Here is an 18,445-nt window from a genome sequence, read left to right as displayed (position 1 = left end):
CACGGCACCGAAAGAAACTTCACAACGCGACAACGACCGGTGGTGGAGATGGGGGGAATTGAACCCCCGTCCACTGCTGTAATTCTGTGCCTTCTACGGGTGTAGCTTGTGCAGACGTTCTACTCGGCTCTGATCTTTGCCACAAGCACCTAGATCAACAAGCCCAGCCAGAGTGCAAGTCCCACGTAGCCCTCAGGCGTAACTACGCAGCAATCTCTCTAAATTGCGCCAGAGTCCGGGTAGAGAGCATTCCCGGTCTGACGGACTTCTTTAGTGCGCTCGCTTAGGCAGCGAGGGCGAAGTCAGTGCGCTTTGAATTGGCACTTATAGTTTGCAGTCATCGTTAACGAGATAAGGCTGCATTCTCGACCCGCTTCTCACAGTTTTGCAGGCAATGTCGAAACCGATCATCCCCCTGTGTGGGTCGTTGTCGCGCTGTGGAGTTATCAAATTTGCCTAATTAACAGGCAGCCCTCAATTGTAGTTCAGAAAAAGCGCACAAGCTAGCCCGCGACTGGCTCACACGCTGGAAGCGAACGTGGGGCAGAGCATCAGCATCTCGCCCGTAAAGTTGGATTCATGAGTGAAACCACAGAGGCATTGCCAACCAAGATCCAAATGTTCGGCGCGGATTGGTGCCGCGACTGCCGCCGCTCAGAAGCACTCCTCAATTCACTGGGTGTCGAGTGGGACAAGATCGACGTCGAAAAGGATCCAACCGCTGCGGACCGTGCTCACGCCATCAGCGGACGCTTGAACATCCCCGTCGTGCACTTTCCCGACGGAACATTCCAGGTAGAGCCCAGCGACAAAGAACTCACAGCAAAGATCGAAGAACTCGCCGCGATCTAACTGACGCGAGCGACAAGCCTGGGGCTATTCGCCCATGTTCTTGCGGGCAGAGATAGCCCGATCTGACTCACGCTTGTCTTGGCGCTCTCGCAGTGTCTGCCGCTTGTCATACTCACGCTTACCCTTGGCAACCGCGAGTTCGACCTTGGCCCGACCATCCAGAAAATAGATCGACAAAGGCACGAGCGTATAGCCGCCCTGCTTGATCTTGTTGTGAATCTTGAGGATCTGCTCCTTGTGGAGGAGCATCTTGCGCTTGCGACGCGGAGGATGGTTATTCCACGAGCCCTGAAAGAACTCAGGAATGTGCACGGCATCCAACCAAGCTTCAGCATGGTCGTCGATGTAGCCGTAGCCATCGATCAGACTTGCACGACCCAAACGCAGAGATTTGACCTCAGTACCCGACAGCACAAGACCAGCCTCAAAGGTGTCTTCGATGCTGTAGTCATGGCGCGCCTTACGGTTGCTGGCAACAACCTTCCGGTCACCTTCCTTGGGCATGATTCACTTCTCTCTCAGATACGTTGGGGTGCACAATGCTACGACGGATGCCGACAGTGCAGCAGACCAGTCTAGCGCGCGAGCTACCCGCAGCCTAGACCTTCAAATATCGACTGATCGCGACGCCAGCGGAAATCGCGGCAAGACCAGCCCCAGCCACAATCAGGATGGGCACGACCAGTAGTGCTTCATCCATTCCCAACAGGCTCGTATTCACCGGCAGCGTTGAGGCCAAGTAACCCCGCACGAAGAACTGAACGATCGCAACGATCGCTCCCCCGGCCAATACCGAACCGATGAGGGAGGCGAAGACTCCTTCGAGGATGAACGGAGTCTGGATGAAGCGGTTCGAAGCCCCAACGAGCCGCATGATGCCGAGCTCTCTTCGCCGCGAGAACGCACTAAGCCGAATGGTCGTGGCAATCAACAGGACCGCAGCGACAAGCATGAGCCCAGCCACTCCAATCGCCGTGAAACTGGCGGCGTTCAAGATGGAAAAAATTGGTTCAAGATAGGCGCGCTGATCTTGCACACTCTCGACGCCGGCCAGACCAGAAAGACTCTCGATCAACACATCAGCTTGCTCGGGATCAACAAGATTGACCCGGAAACTTTCGTTAAGCGTCTCGGGCGTGATGATCCCGGCGAACGTGGTGTCAGCAAACTGTTCCGTGAAGTTTTCGTAGGCCTGCTCATGAGTCTCGAATTGAACCTCATTGATATAAGGCGCCAACGTCGCGGAATCCAGCTGCTGCTGCACAGCATCAATTTGGTCTTCGGTTGCCTCAGCAAGCGTGCAATTGCCGGTCGTATCAATATCGGTACACATGTAGACCGCAACCTGGGCGCGGTCATACCAGTAGCCCTTCATCTGCCCGATCTGCATCTGCAGCAGAATCGACGCCCCCACGAAAGTGAGGGAGATGAACGTCACCAAAACAACAGAGACCACCATCGAAAGGTTACGACGGAGCCCACTACCAACCTCGCCAAGAATCAGACCGAGCCTCATGCGTCGAGCCCCCCACCGTGCGACCGCGGTGAAACCACAGTCTGGGCCGAACCCGTGGGGTCGCTAGCAGCAGGATGCGGAATTCGCTCCTGAACAGGAACCGTCTGCGTTTGGTAGCCACCCTGGCGCTCATCGCGCACAATCTGACCACCAATTAGTTCGATTACGCGGCGCTTCATCTGATCAACAATGCCCGCATCGTGGGTTGCCATAAGAACAGTCGTGCCGCCCAAATTGATTCGCTCAAGCAGCGTCATGATGCCAGCCGCGGTAGCGGGGTCGAGGTTACCTGTTGGCTCATCCGCGAGCATGATGGCTGGCTTATTGACCACCGCGCGAGCGATAGCAACGCGCTGCTGCTCACCGCCAGAAAGTTCATGAGGAAACCGTCCTGACTTGCCGGCGAGACCGACCATCTTGAGAGCATCCGGAACTGCCTCTTGAATGAAGCCACGACTCTTGCCGATCACCTGCAACGTGAACGCCACATTGTCAAAGACAGTCTTGTTTGGCAGCAGCCGGAAGTCCTGAAAAACAACGCCGAGATTGCGGCGAAAATATGGGACCTTGCGGCTCGACAAAGTATTCAAGTGCTGACCCAGCACGTGAATAGACCCCTTAGTTGGGTTCTCCTCCTTGAGGATCAACCGCAAAAAACTTGACTTACCTGATCCAGAAGCGCCAACCAAGAAGACGAACTCGCCCTTGAGAATCTCAAGATCGACCGAGTTCAGCGCCGGCCTGGTGGTGCCCGGATAGGACTTCGAAACAGCATCAAAACGAATCATTTGAAGTCAGCCTAAAGACGTGCAGCACGGAACCGGTCAACGACGCACCGGGTGACGAGACTCACAGGTGGCCCAGTTCAGGTCACACCGTGGCTGAAATGAACTCGCGGGAAGCCACGGTTGGTGAGGTCACTGGTCTGGGGTTACTTGATGACGCGCTTGCGCCACTTGATGCCAGCAGAGATAAAGCCATCCAAATCACCATCGAACACATTCGAGGGATTGTTGACCTCGAACTCGGTGCGAAGATCCTTCACCATTTGATACGGGGCCAACACGTAGCTGCGCATCTGGTCACCCCAGCTCGCGGTGATTACGCCAGCGATTTCCTTCTTCGTTGCCGCCTCTTGCTCACGCTGCAATAAAAGCAACCGTGACTGCAGCACACGCATTGCCGCAGCACGGTTCTGAATCTGGCTCTTCTCATTCTGGCAGCTCACAACAATGCCGGTCGGCAAGTGAGTGATACGCACCGCAGAGTCCGTCGTGTTGACCGACTGACCACCAGGACCGGAAGAACGGAAGACATCAACACGGATGTCGTTCTCCGGAACTTCAACAACATCCGTCGTCTCAATAAGAGGAACAACCTCGACCGCAGCAAAACTCGTCTGGCGCTTGCCCGCAGAGTTGAACGGGCTCATGCGTACCAGACGGTGGGTACCAGCCTCGACACTGAGCGTTCCGAAAGCGAAGGGAGCGTCAACCTCGAACGTCGCCGACTTGATGCCGGCTTCTTCGGCGTAGCTCGTGTCAAGAACACGCGTCGGATACGAGTGCTGCTCGGCGTAGCGCAAGTACATGCGCAACAGCATTTCGGCGAAGTCAGCGGCGTCGACGCCTCCCGCTCCAGCGCGAATGGTGATGACGGCGGGGCGCTGATCGAACTCGCCATTGAGGAGAGTTTGGACCTCGAGGTCGCCGAGAGTCTTCTTGATTCCGGTGAGTTCAGTGCGGGCATCCGCTGCCGCCTGAGCATCACTTTCTTCATTGGCAAGTTGAACCATGATCTCAATGTCATCGAGTCGACTCGAAATGGAATTGATCTTGGCAAGTTCGGCCTGACGGTGGCTGAGGTCACTTGTGACCTTTTGCGCCTTGTCGGTGTCGTCCCAGAGATCGGGGGCACCCGCCAGTTCACTCAGTTCGGCAATTTCTGCCGCAAGTCGGTCGGTGTCGACTACCTGGCGAATGTCCGCAAAAGTGGAGCGTAGTGCCGCGATGTCGTCAGAAAAGTCCAGTTCATCCATGTCACCAACCAGACTACCCGCGATGCCCAAGGGACACCCGATCGGTCGTCCGATCTGGTTGCTGAGGCTGCCAGTGATGCGTGCCCTCACGACATACGATGGACGACGATGAGCACAACAGAACAATCCTTTAGCTGGCGCTCGATAGGGCTGCCCGTTCTTTTACCGACGCTGCTGTTTTCTATTGGTGAAGGCGCGATTATTCCGCTGATTCCGATCGCCGCTGACAGTCTGGGGGCGTCGCTGGCAATTGCGGGCCTCGTTGCGGCGGTTCTGACTCTCGGCGAGTTGTTCGGCAATATTCCGAGTGGATGGCTCATCTCTCGCATCGGCGAACGCCCGGCCATGATCGGCGCTAGTGCACTCTCGATCATCGGAGTTGTTGTCGCAATTCTCGCGCCCAACCCGGTAGCGCTCGGATTCGGGGTGCTTCTCATTGGCCTCGCGGCGGCCGTATTCGCGTTGGCCCGGCACGCTTTTCTTACCAGCTTTGTTCCCGTGTCCTATCGCGCTCGGGCGCTGTCGACTCTGGGCGGCACGTTCCGTCTTGGCGTCTTCATAGGACCGTTCATCTCTGCAGGAATTATCCACCTCACCGGAACGGTGATCGCCGCTTTCTGGATCCACGTCGTTGCTGCCATCGCAGCCGCACTTGTACTCATTCTCTTGCCAGACCCCGCGACCACGTTTGGTGCCGTGCATACCTCACGGGTTAATGATCGAACCCTCCGCGACGGAGAAGCTCTCGTGGAGCAAGAAGCCCACGGACTCTTCGCCACGATCCGACGCAACCGCGCTGTGCTTTCGCGCCTCGGTCTTGGTGCAGCGGTGATCGGTGCAATGCGCGCCAGTCGCCAGGTCATCCTCCCCTTGTGGGCCGTCAGCATAGGCATCGCCGACGCCAACACCGCCATCATTATCGGAATTGCCGGCGCCGTTGACTTCGCTCTCTTCTATACCGGCGGTCAGATCATGGATCGCTTCGGTCGCCTCTGGACAGCAGTGCCATCACTCATTGGCCTCGGAATCGGGCACCTCGTGCTCTCTGTCACTCACGACGTGAGCGCTAACACAGCGTGGTTCATCTTTGCCGCCATGTTCTTGTCTCTTGCCAACGGGCTCGGCAGTGGGATTCTCATGACGCTCGGGGCTGACCTCGCTCCCCCTAAGAACCCGGCACCCTTCCTTGGCGCATGGCGATTCACCGGCGGCGTGGGCCAAGCGGCCTCGCCGCTAATGATCGCGGGAATCACCGCCATCGCATCAATATCATTCGCCGCCGGCGCGGTAGGAATCTTGGGACTGATCGGGGCCGGAATAATGCTGCGCTACGTTCCGCGCTACATCCAGAAGCCGCAGAAGTGATCCCCACCGCAAACCTGATCGCATTCGTCCTGGTGGCCATGCCCATCATCCTGATTCCAGGCCCGAGCGTGCTTTTTCTGATCGGTCGATCTCTATCGTTGGGAAAACTCGGCGGCATCATCAGTTCGCTCGGAAACGCCACTGGCGGAGTTGTGCTTGTGATCGGTGTCGCCTTTGGCGTCGGCACGATCATCGCGCAATCAGTGATCGCCTTTACCGTGGTGAAATATTTGGGCGCTGCGTACCTGATCTACCTCGGAGTGCAGGCGATTCGCCACCGAAATGCTCATGCTGCGACGGATGCCGCTTCCCCGAAGAAGAGCTCGCAGTGGAAGGTTTTCAGCCAAGGTTTCGTTGTCGGAATCACGAATCCCAAAGCGACCGTGTTCTTTGTTGCCGTGCTCCCCCAATTTGTGAGCTTCAGCTCCGGGAGCGTGCAGCTTCAACTGCTCGTGCTCGGCATGCTCTTCATGGGAATCGCCGTGATTACTGACACGACGTGGGCGGTAGCGGCGGGGTTCGCGCGCGACTGGTTTGCGCGTTCACCCCACCGCATAACCACGCTGTCAGCAATCGGCGGTGTTGCTCTTATCGTGCTAGGCGTCGGTTCGTTGTTTATCCCGCACGCTAAGCAATAGCGGCAATAGCCTCGGAGATCGGAGTTGACCCATCCATGAACTCGATGGTCTGCCCGATGGTGTTGTCGCTGTCTATCACCGTGGCAATGACTCGAGCCACATTATCGCGCGCTGCATGCTCGGCCGTCGCGGCAGCGCCAACGTCGATTTTTCCTGATGCGGGTTCGCTGGAGAGCGATCCTGGACCAACAATTGTGTACTGCAGCGGTCCCTTGCGGAGGTGGTCGTCGGCAGCAGCCTTCGATTCGGCGTAGGCGAAGAAGTCATTATCTTCCGGCACACCATGATCGAGGCTCGCGCCCTTGTACGAGAGCATGACGTAGCGGTGAACGCCAGCGTGAGCCGCAGCATCCATCGTTCGAATAGCGGCGTCGCGGTCGACGGCGTAGGTGCGTTCGGGGCTTCCACCACCCGCACCGGCAGCGAAGACTACGGCGTCGTGTCCGGTGAAGATTTCAGATAGCTCTGCGGCACTGAGCGCCTCGATATCTGCGACAACGGGCATCGCACCGGTAGCGCTAATCTCCGCTTCTTGATCGGCGTTGCGAATCAGGGAGTGCACATGGTGACCTTCGCCACTAAGTATTTCTGCGAGGCTCATGGCAATCTTGCCGTGGCCGCCGACGATAACGATTCGTTTCATGGCTATCTCCTTCGTGGGGGTTGCACACTTTCGTCAAGTGCACCCTCTACGCTACGAAGCGAAGCTCCCTGTTTGCTGCACGAACGTTTGCTAAATACTGCTGGAGCGCTTGCTGGGCATGCCCCATTACTGGCTAGGAAAACACCGATCGCGCGGTTGCAGTGACGTCAATTCGGATGCCCTCCGGCACAAGTAGCGAGACGAACGGTGGCTTCCAGTATGCGGAAAGGGAAACTGTCGCACTCGCCGCGTCGTTCGTCGTCGCTTCTTCGATCCGAAGCTCAGAAAATCCGTCGCCGCGATTCGCCGTGACATAACTGGCAACCGCCGAGGCGACTTTCGCGTTGGTGAGTTGTGGCCGATAGCCCGTTGGGGTGAGTTCGACATCATCGAGGTCATAGGACTCGGCACCGACGAGCGCTGCTCCATCGGCGAGAGTAAAGAGTCGTTTTCGTTCGAGGTAGAGCGAAGTGGCGGCGACGACCATAAAGACGAGGACGAGCGAGAGGAAGGAGTAAAAGATCGTGAGGAGGAGCGCCGACCCTCGCTCACCGTCGAATCCCTCTTCTCTCGGTGTCATCGAGAACCTCTAAATTGTGAAACTTGTTGAGTAGCCGTGGCATCAAGGGGAATCTGCGCGGGAAAGTTTCCTGTGAGCACCGGCGGCGCGAGCGGCAAAGCTATGTCAACGGCAATGGTGACCGTGACGTAGCCACGACGAGTGAGACAGTTCGCCGGGTCGGGTGAGCAGACGATCTCTACGGAGGCATCCGAGGGATCGATCCCGTAATTGTCGAGAGCAAATTCGATAGCGCGCTCCGCAGAACTTTCGGCCTCAGCGAGAGTGTCTGCCTGAACGAACACACGCACTGCTTGGCGAGCAGCGCCCTCGGCGGCCAAAGCGCCACCTTGGATCGCAGACATCGTCAGGACCAAATAAACGAGAGGGATGAGCATGATCATTCCCACGGTGATGAACTCAAGGGTTGACGAACCTGCGTCGTCGCCCAGGCTCCCCCATTTGCGTTGAGCGAGCCGGATGACGCTAGCGAACCTGTTCGATGGGGGCAAAGCCAGACACCTCCAAACCGTCGTCAATGCCGATCAAACCGAATAGCGGCAGTGGTGTGCGCACGGTGACAATCACCGAGGGCTGGCCGAGGTGGTTGGTGGCGTTTGCTGTGACGTCGGCGGCATAGCCGGGCGAGAGCGCAGTCGAAATGAGGTCTTGAGAGCGTGCAACACCATCGGCGAGTGAAGTATCGGCGAGTGAAGCGAAGCGCGCACCCTCCGCCGCGGCATCCAACACCGTGTTTCGGATGTGCAGGGCAAGCCCCAACTGGATAACGCTCAGAGTGAGCACCGTCAACAATGCTGATACGAGAACAAACTCGACAATCGCCGAGCCAGTCTCGTCAGCTCGCAGCCGCGCAACGGCCGCGTGGCCCCAAGTGTTTGAGCGCGGTGCGGAGCAAGAGCCGCTAGCAGCGGGGCACACTAGAAGCCTGTTACGCGATCAATCGCCTGTTCGAACACCGAGCTGAGTGCTGGCCCCGCAAGACCCCAAATTATGATCACAAGACCTGCGGTCATCAACGTAATCAGCACCCAGCCCGGCACGTCGCCTCGCTCTGAGTTGAGCGTTCGGGTGCCTCGGGTAAGCCCGCTCGTCAGAATGATTTGAGATGATTTCACTCTGCCATCATTGAGGGAAACACAATTGCTTGCGCGATTTTTCCACAGCTAGTCAGAGCGGGGATCGACCTCGGGCCCGTCCTGTAGACGCTGCACTTCATCTTCAACGATTGCGTCGGCCTGAGCGATGTTGTCTGGCAGGATCAGCCCCTTGTCGGCAAGAATTGCATCCTCTGTTCCCTGCGAGATTCCTCCGCCTGTCTGAACAGCCTTCTTGCGAAGACGATCAAGAGCCGCGCGCAGCGGGTTAGAGGGCTCACGCAGAAGCGGCGCCTCAACTTCGAGGCCGTAGAAATCACCAATGTGGTCGACAAATTGTGCGCGCTGAGCTCGTTCATAGGCCCGTCGCTCCCGGCTAAAGGCGATTACTGTCGCCGCGCACATCATCAACATGACGATACTGAAGGGCAACGCGGAGAGAATTGCTGCGGTCTGCAGGGTTTGAAGGCCACCAGTGATCAGCAAAGCGATCGCCAAGAACGACGCAAGCAGTGCGAAGAAAATCCGTATGCGCTTCGGCGGTTCTGCCGAGCCACCAGTGGCGATCATCGACATCACAAGCGCGCCCGAATCAGCCGAGGTGATGAAGAAGATTCCGATCAGGAGAATCGCACCGAACGTGAGAGCGGTGCCCGCTGGCAATCCGGCGAGCAGGTCGAAGAGAGCCGAGTCGGCATCCACTGACCCGTCAGCGGCAATGAGTCCGCCCTGACCGTAGAGCTCGCGATAGATCGCGTTGCCGCCGAGCACACTGAACCAGAGGAATGTGAGCACGGTGGGAACCAGCATCACACCGCCAACAAATTCGCGCACAGTGCGGCCCTTGGAAACACGGGCGATGAAGACACCAACGAACGGGGCCCACGACATCCACCAACCCCAGTAGAACGTTGTCCAGCCCGCTTGCCACTGTTCGCCAGCATCGCCGGCGTAGGCGCTGACGTTGAAAGCGAGGCCGATGAAGCCTTGGAGGTAGTTACCCATGGACTGCACAAATTCACGGAAAAGGAACGCGGTCGGGCCGACGATCAACAGGAACACAAGCAGCACGGCCGCCAGAAGCAGGTTGGTGGTCGATAACCACTTCATGCCCTTTCCGATACCGGAGACCAGGGAGAGGATCGTGAACGCGACGATAACGACGATGACCATGATCTGGGTGGTCAGGTTCGACTCGGCGACACCGGTCTTTTCAAGACCTGCCGAGATCTGGAGCACACCCAGGCCGAGCGAGGTAGCAACACCAAAGACTGTTCCGACCAACGCAATGACATCGATGAGGTTGCCCCAACCGCCGCGAACTCGCTTGCCGAGCAGTGGCTCCAGGGTCCAGCGGATCGAGATCGGGCGGCCACGACGGTGAATCGCGTAGGCGAGTGCCAGCCCGACGACCACGTAAATCGCCCACGCGTGCACACCCCAGTGCAGGAAGGTTTGGCTCATCGCTTTCTGCGCGAGCTCAATCTCTGTTCCGGTGACGCCGGGTCGCGGGTTTGCGAAATGACTGAGCGGTTCGGCAACACCGTAGAAGACGAGACCGATGCCCATACCGGCAGCGAAGAGGAAGGAGATCCAGGAGATCATCGAGAACTCAGGATCGTCGTCATCCTTACCCAGCTTGATGTCGCCAAATCGGCTGAAGCCGAGCCATAGCGCGAAGGCTACAAAGAATGCCGCGATAAGTACGTAGTACCAGCTGAACGAATTGATGACGCTCGACTGCAAAGTGTCGAACACTGTCTTAGAGATCTTGGGCGCGAGCATAGAGAACGCCGTGATGACGATGATGATGCCTGCGGCCGGCCAGAAGACCCACGGTGCAAGAAACTTCGTTGCTTTAGGCCTCTCCGGTGCACCTGGTTCGGTGGGGAGGGTCGATTCTGCGGTCATGGCAACTCCGATCGCGTGGTTTTGACGCTAATCAGCGTACAGACTCAGGGGACTGCACTCTCACCATTTCCCCGTATTGGCTGTGCCCGCAGCGTGCCTTCCTCGTGGTTGATCCGGTGGCGCTACTGCTCCGATTCGAAGCGATAGCCCAATTGCCAGCGAGCGCTGTCGATGGTGTCGAGGATAGCGACCGTCTCGTCGAGGGCATGCACGGGTGATTCGGTGAGCCCCTGCGCTACATAACCGGCAAGCGCTGTTGCTTGGCAGCTGAGTCCGCGGTGGCCGACAACGCCGGTCTCGTCGTTCCAGCGAATTGATTCCCCGCTGAAGCCGGGCTTCAAAAGAGTGAGGCTACTCGGGGTGAAGAAGGCTCCGCCGACCTGCAGTAGTGCAGCGGTGCCCGCAACGGATGCCGTGATGGGAGTGCGTGCGAGCAATGTTGTGTTGAGTTGGGCTTGAGCCGCGCCCTCGTAGCTGAGAGTAAGGAGGGATTGGGCATCCACCCCGGTCTCGATGAGCGAGCCGACGTTGTGGATGGCGGTTGGGGTACCCAGAATTTGTGAAGCGAAGGCGATCGGGTAGATGCCGAGGTCGAGTAGGGCTCCTCCCCCGCTGGCGAGCGAGCGCACCCGGTGACCTTCAGGAATGTTTTGACCGTGATCGGCGGTGACAAGCTGGATGTCGCCGAGGACGCCGTCGGCGATGAGCTGGGTAATGATGGAGGTTTGAGGCAGGTAGCGGGTCCACATGGCTTCCATGACAAAGACGCCAGCGGCGCGTGCTGCGGCGACAATGTCACGAGCTTCAGCACCGTTCATGGCGAAAGGCTTTTCGATGAGCAGGTGCTTGCCTGCTGCGATTGCCTGCAGCGCGAGGTCGCGGTGTACGTGCTGCTGGGCGGCAATGTAAACAACGTCAACGTCGGGGTTGGCGAGAAGTTCGGTGCAGTCGCCGTAGGCGTTCGCGATGCCCCAAGTGTTGGCAAAGTCTTGGGCACGGTCGAGGCTGCGGGATGCCACGGCGACAAGTTTTTGCTCGGTGTGGGCTTGCACGGCGGCGGCGAACGTCGCGGCGATTCCACCGGGCGCCAGGATGCCCCAGCGCAGTGCCGGCACGGAGTCTGCAGGAGGAATGATTGGGGCTGGGAACGTGGTGGGGAACAATTTCATCCTTGTCGTTGTCGCGCCACCTGCTTACCGCAGGCCTCGACCAGTCTAGAACCCGAGCGTCACTCCAGAACATGGTGCGGTTGCTGTCAAAAAAGTTAGCGAACTGGCTCCGCACCCGGCATGCTTAAGCGGTGACCGACAATAGTGTGCCCGCGATCGTGTCACTCGAGCGCCTGCGAGCCTCGCTCGCTGATGCTGGCTTGACGGTGACTCTTGACGATGTTGCGGTGCAGCGAGAAGCTGCGGCGGCGGCTGTACGTCAAATCGATGATTACATTCGCCCACGGCTTGCCGATCTTGATGCTCCTCTTCTTGCGGTGGTCGGTGGGTCGACGGGCGCGGGTAAATCGACGATCGTGAACGCCCTACTCGGTGTCGCGACGACGCGTGCCGGCGTAATCCGTCCCACCACTCGTCAACCCATTCTTGTTCATGCTCCCGTTGATGCCGGGTGGTTTGCGAGCGACCGAATTTTGCCGGGGCTCGCGCGCGTGCGCGGGCGAATTAGTGCCCCAGGCACGCCAGCGTCGAGTGCGGGAGATGCGCCCGAAAAGTCGCGCATCGGCGAGCTCATGCTGCTTGAGCATGAAAGTGTTCCCCGTTCACTCGCGATTATTGATGCACCGGACATCGACTCGGTCGCAGACGAAAATCGCGCCCTCGCCTCGCAATTGTTGGCTGCTGCCGATTTGTGGCTGTTTGTCACGACCGCCAATCGCTACGCCGATGCGGTGCCGTGGCGACTACTCGAAAGCGCCGCAGCACGATCGATCACCGTGGGCATCGTGCTCAACCGCGTGCCGCCGGGAGCTGTTGCTGAGGTGTTGCCCGATCTGCGCGAAATGCTCGCTGAGCGTGGTCTTTCCGATGCTCCTGTGTTCTCTATTGACGAGCAGCCGCTCGACGAACTCGGAATGCTTCCCGCTGGTGCCGTCGCCGGTGCGCGCGCTTGGCTCGAGGGAATCGCCAGCGACCGCGAAGCCCGCACGCGCATCGCTGCCCGCACCCTGAGCGGCGCGATCACTGACCTCGACCGTCACGTGAGGCTCATTGCGGATGCCCGGCAGCAGCAACTCGACTGGCTCGACTCCGTGCATGCTGCCGCCGCTGCGCACTATGAGACCGCAATCAAGGCCGTGGACGAAGCTACTCAGAACGGCGCACTGATGCGCGGTGAGGTGCTGGCACGCTGGCAAGACTTCGTAGGAACCTCCGACTTCTTTCGCAAAGTTGATTCGTGGTTCTCGCGCACCCGCGACAAAGCGACCGCCTGGATTACGGGCAAGCCGAGCCCTGTTGTCGAGGTCGAGACCCAGATCGAGACGGGATTGCAGGCTGTCATCGCTGACCAGGCCGGGCGGGCGGCTGCGGCTGTGTGGGCCGATCTTGAGCGCAGCGCTCCTGGTCGCTCGATCGCGGAGCAGCATCCGACGCTGTCAGCTGAGAGCCCGGAACTGCGTCAGGCCACGACGTCGATGATTCGGGAGTGGCAGGGCGCGCTGATGCAGCTCATTCATGACAATGCGGGCAACAAGCGCATCCGGGCACGCGTGCTTTCGCTCGGCCTGAATGTCGTAACGGTTGCGCTCATGATTGTCGTGTTTGCGTCAACCGGTGGCCTGACGGGTGGCGAGATTGCGATCGCCGGCGGTTCTGCTGTGCTCGGTCAAAAACTGTTGGAGACCGTCTTCGGCGAGGATGCCGTGCGTCACCTTGCGAGCCAGGCCCGCCTCGATCTGCAGGAGCGTGTGCGCGCCCTCTTCGATACCGAGATCGCGCGAGTGGATGCGGCGATGGAACCTCTCCGTTTCGGTGCGGACCCCGCAACCTTGCGACGCGAATCGCAGGTGCTCATCGACGACGTGGCGCGCGCGGCGAGGAACGACTCGTGAGCGCCGCCAAGCCGAGCCTCGACGAGCGCGTGGCCGCTCTGCGCACCGTGGCTGATGCCGGGGTCGGCCGTATACCCTCCGATCTGCTGGATGACGCCCGCGCACTGTTGCAGCAAGCCGAGGAGCGGCGCTCGCGCTCATCCGAACACACTGTGGTTGGCGTTTTTGGTGCAACTGGTTCAGGAAAATCAAGTCTCGTGAATGCGCTCGTCGGCGCAGAAGTGGCGGTCGCTCATGTGCGCCGCCCGACTACCTCGCAACCCCTTGCCGTGCTGTGGGATGCCGCGGGTTCTGCCGACCTGCTCGACTGGCTTGAGATTCGCGAGCGTGTTGAGCGCCCCACTCCGATTGACCCGCGCGCCAGCAAGCTCGTGCTCGTCGATCTTCCCGACGTCGACTCGGTCGAGGCCGGCAATCGTGCCGTCGCCGAACGACTAGCCGGCCAAGTGGATGCCCTGATCTGGGTTGTTGACCCGCAAAAGTATGCCGACGACGTGTTGCACGCTCAGTTCATTGCGCCTCATGCCCGTCATGCTGCGGTCACTCTGGTCGTGCTCAATCAGGTGGATCTGTTGAGCGCGGATGATCGTGTCGCTGTCGTAAAGTCGCTGCAAGCGATTGTCGAACGGGATGGCCTCCCCCGTGCCCGGGTGTTGCCGGTGAGCGCCCGCACGGGTGAAGGTATTGATGCTTTGCGCGCCGCGATCGGTGACCTTGCCGCGTCGAAGGCGGTGCGGGATGCGCGGCTGAGCGCTGACGTGCAAACTCTTGCCGCCCGCATTGACGACCCCGGCACCCCGCAGAAGGTGAGCGCGAAGAGCACGGCCCGCCTGCGCGACGAGGTCGGCACCGCTGCCGGTGTCGATCTCGTGGCATCCGCTGTTGCACGCTCGTATCGCAAGCGTTCCGGGCAGGCGACGGGCTGGCCGCTCGTGTCGTGGATTGGTCGCTTGCGCGCTGATCCGCTCACCCGGCTGGGTCTTGGCCCGAAGCGTCGCGGCGATGACCCCGATGTTCACCGCACAAGCATGCCGCTGCTCAGCGCCGGCGCCCAGGCTCGGATGTCGATGGCCGTGCGTACCTTCACCGACGAAACCGTAGCCAGCGTTTCGCCCCCGTGGCGGGCTGCCGCCCGCGCCACCGCGGAGCAGACTCTCGATGCTCTGCCCTCGACTCTCGATCTCACGATCGCTCGCACCCCCCTGCCCGCGAAGGGTTCCTGGTGGTGGGTGCTGGTCGGCATCGTGCAGTGGATCGCCGTTGTTATCGGATTGGGCGGAGCCCTGTGGTTGGTCGGTGCGGCGCTGTTGCCCACGTTTGGCTTGCCGGCATTCCCGCTCCCTGCCGTTCAGGAAGGTCCGTTGGCAGGTTGGGCGATACCGGCGTTATTGCTAATTGCGGCGGTACTGATCGGCATCGTGCTTGGCTTGCTTTCGGCGGCGCTCAGTGCCCTGACTGCCGGTGGCCGCCGCCGCCGTGCCCGCCGTCGCCTTCTCGCTTCTGTTGACGAGGTTGTGCAGCGGGATGTTGTGGCTCCCGTGGTCGCGGCTCTTGAGCAGGCGCGTGCGGTGTCGGCCGCGCTGCAGATCGCGCGGCGCTAGAACCCGACCTGCAACACGAAGATGCCGGGGAAAATCGCGAACGCGATCGTGATAGGCAAGATAAGGAACACGAGCGGGAAGAGCATCGCGACCTCCTTCTTGCCGGCAAGCTCGAGCAGTTCGCGCTTGGACTCTTCGCGAGCATCCTGCGCCTGAGCTTGCAGCACTTCTGATAGAGGGGAGCCACGATCGAGCGCGCCCAGAACCTGGTCGACACAGCGCGCAAACGGTGGGAGTTCGAGCTCGCGCGAAAGCGCACCCAACGTTTCGCCGAACGGGAGTCCCGTGTTCACGGACGCCACAACGCGGGCGAGTTCGCGCGAAAGCTCGCCGCCACTGACCTGCGAAACGCGGCGCACGGCATCCAGAATTCCCTCACCAGCAGAGAGGCTCAATGCGAGGAACTCAAGCACTACTGGCAACTCGGAGGTGAGACGACGGATGCGGTTCTTCGCAGATCGCTGAAGAAGATAATCGCGCACCGTGATTCCGACAACGCCACCAACCACCACCAGCACCGCCTGCGCGACAAGGGGAACCTGCTGCGCGTTCGCGACTGTCACGTCGAAGACGACCCCCAACAGTGCACCGCCGAGCACCGCAAGTAGTTGCTGTGAGCGATAAGTTTCGACGCTCATCTCAGAACCGGCCTGACGCAGACGTCGCGCAATAAGATCGCCACCGCCAGCGACTGACGCCAAACTGCTGCGCAACCAGCGAACCGCAGGGACGAACAGCACCCCCAAGACAGGAAGTGGACCGATCGAGCGCGGGGCGACATGCTCGCGGGCGCCCGCCGAAACGTCGATCACATACGGGGCAACACGGTTTGCGAGTGTCGGCCGACTGAGACGCGGGATGAGACTGAGAATCGACCACAGGCCAAGCCCGCCGGCGATGCCAACAACGATGGCCCAGGCGAGAGAGTCGCTCATGCGAACCACCTCGGCTGCTCGGGAAGTCGGCCGATGCCCGCCATGATTCGGTAGGCAAGAACGGACAGCGCAAGCCCAGCGACTATGAGCGCGATTCCTCCCGTTGAGTTGTAGGCGAGAGCAGCCTCAGGACGGGTGGTGAGCAGAAACAGAACAACCCATGGCGCCGCCAGCCCAAGGCGGGCCGCGTTCATTACCCACGACTGGCGCGCCTCGATCTCGGATCGGATCGCCGCCTCCTGGCGCAAATACACGCTCAAGCTTCGCAAGACGTTGGTGAGTTCACTTCCTCCGACCTCGCGTGACATCCGCAAGGTTTCGAGGATGCGGTCGGCAACGGGATCGGCGAGCGCCACCTTCAATTCGTCGACAGCGATGGAGAAATTGCCGGTCGTTCGATAGCGCTGAGAGAAGGACACGAATGCGCTGCGCGTCACCGCTGGGCCGGTCTGCGCCAGTGTCATGAGGCTGTCGGGGAGGGCAAGCCCCGATCGCACAGCCGAAACCAGCTGATCAACTACGTCTGGCCATACAACCCGGGTTGCTCGACGTCGAACCCGCGCACGCCAACTGATTGCGAGCGTTGGCGCTACGAGCGCGGTTGCCGCGGCACAGACCACGACAGCAAGAACTGTAGTGAGCACAAGCGTGAGCGCGCCAACCGCCAGCGCGAGCACAAGAGAAACGATCACGACCACGGCGGGGCTTGTTGTGGGGAGCCCCGCCTGTACGAGTCGTTCTCGCATCCGGCGAGACCACGCTGAACGTTCACGCGCTTGGCGTTCGCGGCGTGCCGGCCACATAAAGGTCGCAGCGATCAGCACTGTGCCCACCGAGAGCGTGATGCCAAGCAGGAGACTCACGCGACTGCCGTCAACAACAGCGAAACGGGGTCGGTTCCGGCAGCATGGAATTTGGCTAACCGCGCCGGAATTGCACCGGTGTGGACGAGCGTGCCCTGTACCGTGCGAAAGAGAGCCATGCTTTCGACCGCCCCTTCGCTAACTTCACCACTGAGCGACGCGATCTCAACAACCCGCCTAGTGCCCTGTGATGTCAGCTCGCAGTGCACGACGACATCCACAGAGCTGGCAACGGTGGGTACGACAAAGCTGGAGTCGATGTTGCGGCCGGCGAGCAGGGGCAGGGTGCACAGCTTGACGAGCGCTTCGCGAGCACTGTTGGCGTGGATGCTCGACATCCCCGGCAGCCCACTATTGAGAGCGATGAGGAGGTCGAGAGACTCGGCATCGCGCACTTCGCCGACGACGAGCCGGTCGGGGCGCATCCGCAACGCTTCTTTGATGAGGCGCCGCAGACTGATCTCACCGGTTCCTTCGAGGCTGGGCTGACGGCACTGCATACCGACGCTGTCGCGACTAGGAACGCTCAGCTCGAACGTCTCCTCAACCGTCACGACTCGTTCGTTGGGCCGCCCGGCAGCAAGCAGCGCATTGAGCATTGTGGTCTTACCGCTCTGCGTAGCACCAGACACCACAATGTTTTGGCCAGACAACACGCACAGTCGCAAATAGTCGGCGGCATGCTGGGTGAGGCTGCCGAGTTCGACCAAACGATCAAGGTCGCGGATGTGTTTGCTGAACTTGCGTACGTTCACCGCCCAGTGTTTGCGAGTGACATCGGGAATGACCACGTGCAGTCGCGAACCATCAGGCAGCGAGGCATCAACAAACGGAGAACTAAGGTCAACACGGCGACCGGAGGTTTGCAGCATCCGCTCGACGAGGTCTCGAACTTGAGAGTCAGTGAGGCGGATGCCCGTGAACTCGGGAACCCCGTTGCGGGCAACAAAGATCTGCTCGGGTCCGTTAATCCAGAGCTCCTCAACGGTGTCATCGTCAAAGAACGGCTGGAGCGGACCGTACCCGGTCAGCGCAGCTACCACCTCGCGGGCAGCCTGCGCCTCGTCCCCGAGCAACGGCACTGAACCACCAAGAGCACGCTCGCTGTAACGCCGCACCTCATCGCGAACGTAACGCGAGGCAAGTTCGCTGTCGCGCGAGAGGTCAACCCCGTCACGACGTACACGTTGGCGAACCTGATCGGCGATGGTCGCCAGAGCGTTAGACATGCTCATATTGTGTCGAGCGGGCGCGAGAACGCCTTCCCGTTGTCCACAGGAACCATTGCGGGGAGGCAGATCGGCAGCGCTCCTATTGTTGATATGATGATTCCATCAAGTCATCAAGC

The 18,445-nt window shown here is 60.0% G+C and carries 19 protein-coding genes and 1 other RNA gene; 5 read left to right on the top strand and 15 right to left on the bottom strand.

Going from position 1 to position 18,445, the window contains the following annotated elements; translation table 11 throughout:
* Window positions 1-40 precede the first annotated feature (40 nt).
* Window positions 41-415: a transfer-messenger RNA gene (gene ssrA / locus AC1ENN_RS04805) on the bottom strand.
* A 164-nt stretch (window positions 416-579) separates the two neighbouring features.
* Here ssrA and AC1ENN_RS04800 point away from each other — a divergent pair.
* The gene (locus AC1ENN_RS04800) at window positions 580-852 is read left to right on the top strand and encodes a glutaredoxin domain-containing protein (protein ID WP_449648519.1); all 273 of its coding nucleotides are present in this window, start codon (window positions 580-582) and stop codon (window positions 850-852) included.
* A 24-nt stretch (window positions 853-876) separates the two neighbouring features.
* Here AC1ENN_RS04800 and smpB read toward each other — a convergent pair whose 3' ends face one another.
* The 4 genes from smpB to prfB form a co-directional block, all read right to left on the bottom strand.
* Window positions 877-1,356, bottom strand: coding sequence for an SsrA-binding protein SmpB (gene smpB / locus AC1ENN_RS04795; RefSeq protein WP_009771737.1), 480 nt, complete (start codon window positions 1,354-1,356; stop codon window positions 877-879).
* A gap of 94 nt (window positions 1,357-1,450) precedes the next feature.
* Window positions 1,451-2,368, bottom strand: coding sequence for a permease-like cell division protein FtsX (ftsX, locus tag AC1ENN_RS04790; protein WP_449648520.1), 918 nt, complete (start codon window positions 2,366-2,368; stop codon window positions 1,451-1,453).
* Window positions 2,365-3,156 carry a cell division ATP-binding protein FtsE gene (ftsE, locus tag AC1ENN_RS04785; protein ID WP_449648521.1) on the bottom strand — a complete coding sequence of 264 codons (792 nt, stop codon included), beginning with the start codon at window positions 3,154-3,156 and terminating at the stop codon, window positions 2,365-2,367. Before ftsE ends, ftsX begins: the two co-directional genes overlap by 4 nt.
* 143 nt (window positions 3,157-3,299) lie before the next feature.
* A complete protein-coding gene (prfB, locus tag AC1ENN_RS04780) occupies window positions 3,300-4,406 on the bottom strand; it encodes a peptide chain release factor 2 (protein WP_449648522.1) in 1,107 nt (368 codons plus the stop codon).
* Window positions 4,407-4,514: 108 nt separating this feature from the next.
* Here prfB and AC1ENN_RS04775 point away from each other — a divergent pair, with 108 nt between their 5' ends.
* Both AC1ENN_RS04775 and AC1ENN_RS04770 read left to right on the top strand, forming a co-directional pair.
* A complete protein-coding gene (locus tag AC1ENN_RS04775) occupies window positions 4,515-5,771 on the top strand; it encodes an MFS transporter (RefSeq protein ID WP_449648523.1) in 1,257 nt (418 codons plus the stop codon).
* Entirely contained in the window at window positions 5,768-6,409 is a 642-nt protein-coding gene (locus tag AC1ENN_RS04770) for a LysE family translocator (protein WP_449648524.1), read from the top strand. Before AC1ENN_RS04775 ends, AC1ENN_RS04770 begins: the two co-directional genes overlap by 4 nt.
* Here AC1ENN_RS04770 and AC1ENN_RS04765 read toward each other — a convergent pair.
* The 7 genes from AC1ENN_RS04765 to AC1ENN_RS04735 form a co-directional block, all read right to left on the bottom strand.
* Entirely contained in the window at window positions 6,399-7,052 is a 654-nt protein-coding gene (locus AC1ENN_RS04765) for an SDR family oxidoreductase (RefSeq protein ID WP_480391953.1), read from the bottom strand. The two genes, AC1ENN_RS04770 and AC1ENN_RS04765, sit on opposite strands and share 11 nt — an antisense overlap.
* A 133-nt stretch (window positions 7,053-7,185) precedes the next feature.
* Window positions 7,186-7,632: a Tad domain-containing protein gene (locus tag AC1ENN_RS04760; RefSeq protein ID WP_449648526.1), complete on the bottom strand. Its 447-nt coding sequence runs from the start codon at window positions 7,630-7,632 to the stop codon at window positions 7,186-7,188.
* Window positions 7,629-8,123, bottom strand: a complete 495-nt coding sequence (locus tag AC1ENN_RS04755; RefSeq protein ID WP_480391952.1) for a hypothetical protein — start codon at window positions 8,121-8,123, stop codon at window positions 7,629-7,631. Before AC1ENN_RS04755 ends, AC1ENN_RS04760 begins: the two co-directional genes overlap by 4 nt.
* Complete coding sequence (locus AC1ENN_RS04750) at window positions 8,098-8,550, bottom strand: TadE family protein (protein ID WP_480391951.1); 453 nt, start codon at window positions 8,548-8,550, stop codon at window positions 8,098-8,100. The genes AC1ENN_RS04755 and AC1ENN_RS04750 overlap by 26 nt, the downstream gene beginning before the upstream one ends.
* Window positions 8,550-8,747: a hypothetical protein gene (locus tag AC1ENN_RS04745; protein ID WP_449648528.1), complete on the bottom strand. Its 198-nt coding sequence runs from the start codon at window positions 8,745-8,747 to the stop codon at window positions 8,550-8,552. Before AC1ENN_RS04745 ends, AC1ENN_RS04750 begins: the two co-directional genes overlap by 1 nt.
* A 48-nt stretch (window positions 8,748-8,795) precedes the next feature.
* Window positions 8,796-10,637: a BCCT family transporter gene (locus AC1ENN_RS04740; RefSeq protein WP_480406785.1), complete on the bottom strand. Its 1,842-nt coding sequence runs from the start codon at window positions 10,635-10,637 to the stop codon at window positions 8,796-8,798.
* A gap of 122 nt (window positions 10,638-10,759) precedes the next feature.
* Window positions 10,760-11,806 (bottom strand): Gfo/Idh/MocA family protein, encoded by a 1,047-nt coding sequence (locus AC1ENN_RS04735; RefSeq protein WP_480406784.1) that lies wholly within the window; start codon window positions 11,804-11,806, stop codon window positions 10,760-10,762.
* Window positions 11,807-11,937: 131 nt separating this feature from the next.
* Here AC1ENN_RS04735 and AC1ENN_RS04730 point away from each other — a divergent pair, with 131 nt between their 5' ends.
* Window positions 11,938-13,698, top strand: a complete 1,761-nt coding sequence (locus AC1ENN_RS04730; protein WP_449648531.1) for a dynamin family protein — start codon at window positions 11,938-11,940, stop codon at window positions 13,696-13,698.
* A complete protein-coding gene (locus AC1ENN_RS04725; protein ID WP_480406783.1) occupies window positions 13,695-15,299 on the top strand; it encodes a GTPase family protein in 1,605 nt (534 codons plus the stop codon). Before AC1ENN_RS04730 ends, AC1ENN_RS04725 begins: the two co-directional genes overlap by 4 nt.
* On the opposite strand, the gene AC1ENN_RS04720 is transcribed toward AC1ENN_RS04725, so the two are convergent.
* The 3 genes from AC1ENN_RS04720 to AC1ENN_RS04710 are packed head-to-tail and all read right to left on the bottom strand — an operon-like array spanning window position 15,296 to window position 18,326.
* Window positions 15,296-16,234, bottom strand: coding sequence for a type II secretion system F family protein (locus AC1ENN_RS04720; RefSeq protein ID WP_480391946.1), 939 nt, complete (start codon window positions 16,232-16,234; stop codon window positions 15,296-15,298). The two genes, AC1ENN_RS04725 and AC1ENN_RS04720, sit on opposite strands and share 4 nt — an antisense overlap.
* Window positions 16,231-17,097 (bottom strand): type II secretion system F family protein, encoded by an 867-nt coding sequence (locus AC1ENN_RS04715; RefSeq protein WP_480391945.1) that lies wholly within the window; start codon window positions 17,095-17,097, stop codon window positions 16,231-16,233. The genes AC1ENN_RS04720 and AC1ENN_RS04715 overlap by 4 nt, the downstream gene beginning before the upstream one ends.
* Window positions 17,094-18,326, bottom strand: coding sequence for a TadA family conjugal transfer-associated ATPase (locus AC1ENN_RS04710; protein ID WP_480406782.1), 1,233 nt, complete (start codon window positions 18,324-18,326; stop codon window positions 17,094-17,096). Before AC1ENN_RS04710 ends, AC1ENN_RS04715 begins: the two co-directional genes overlap by 4 nt.
* Window positions 18,327-18,445: the final 119 nt, after the last annotated feature.

Source organism: Rhodoglobus sp. G.S.23, assembly GCF_056675935.1.
The sequence above is the reverse complement of the archived record's forward strand: the minus strand, read 5'-3'. Positions and strand labels throughout refer to the sequence as shown.

What these genes read in the sequence shown, in the direction of transcription:
- smpB (WP_009771737.1), bottom strand. Translation starts at nt 1,356, where the DNA reads ATGCCCAAGGAAGGTGACCGGAAGGTTGTTGCCAGCAACCGTAAGGCG.
- AC1ENN_RS04775 (WP_449648523.1), top strand. Translation starts at nt 4,515, where the DNA reads ATGAGCACAACAGAACAATCCTTTAGCTGGCGCTCGATAGGGCTGCCC.
- AC1ENN_RS04735 (WP_480406784.1), bottom strand. Translation starts at nt 11,806, where the DNA reads ATGAAATTGTTCCCCACCACGTTCCCAGCCCCAATCATTCCTCCTGCA.
- AC1ENN_RS04760 (WP_449648526.1), bottom strand. Translation starts at nt 7,632, where the DNA reads ATGACACCGAGAGAAGAGGGATTCGACGGTGAGCGAGGGTCGGCGCTC.
- AC1ENN_RS04800 (WP_449648519.1), top strand. Translation starts at nt 580, where the DNA reads ATGAGTGAAACCACAGAGGCATTGCCAACCAAGATCCAAATGTTCGGC.
- AC1ENN_RS04740 (WP_480406785.1), bottom strand. Translation starts at nt 10,637, where the DNA reads ATGACCGCAGAATCGACCCTCCCCACCGAACCAGGTGCACCGGAGAGG.
- ftsX (WP_449648520.1), bottom strand. Translation starts at nt 2,368, where the DNA reads ATGAGGCTCGGTCTGATTCTTGGCGAGGTTGGTAGTGGGCTCCGTCGT.
- prfB (WP_449648522.1), bottom strand. Translation starts at nt 4,406, where the DNA reads ATGGATGAACTGGACTTTTCTGACGACATCGCGGCACTACGCTCCACT.
- AC1ENN_RS04720 (WP_480391946.1), bottom strand. Translation starts at nt 16,234, where the DNA reads ATGAGCGACTCTCTCGCCTGGGCCATCGTTGTTGGCATCGCCGGCGGG.
- AC1ENN_RS04765 (WP_480391953.1), bottom strand. Translation starts at nt 7,052, where the DNA reads ATGAAACGAATCGTTATCGTCGGCGGCCACGGCAAGATTGCCATGAGC.
- AC1ENN_RS04710 (WP_480406782.1), bottom strand. Translation starts at nt 18,326, where the DNA reads ATGTCTAACGCTCTGGCGACCATCGCCGATCAGGTTCGCCAACGTGTA.
- ftsE (WP_449648521.1), bottom strand. Translation starts at nt 3,156, where the DNA reads ATGATTCGTTTTGATGCTGTTTCGAAGTCCTATCCGGGCACCACCAGG.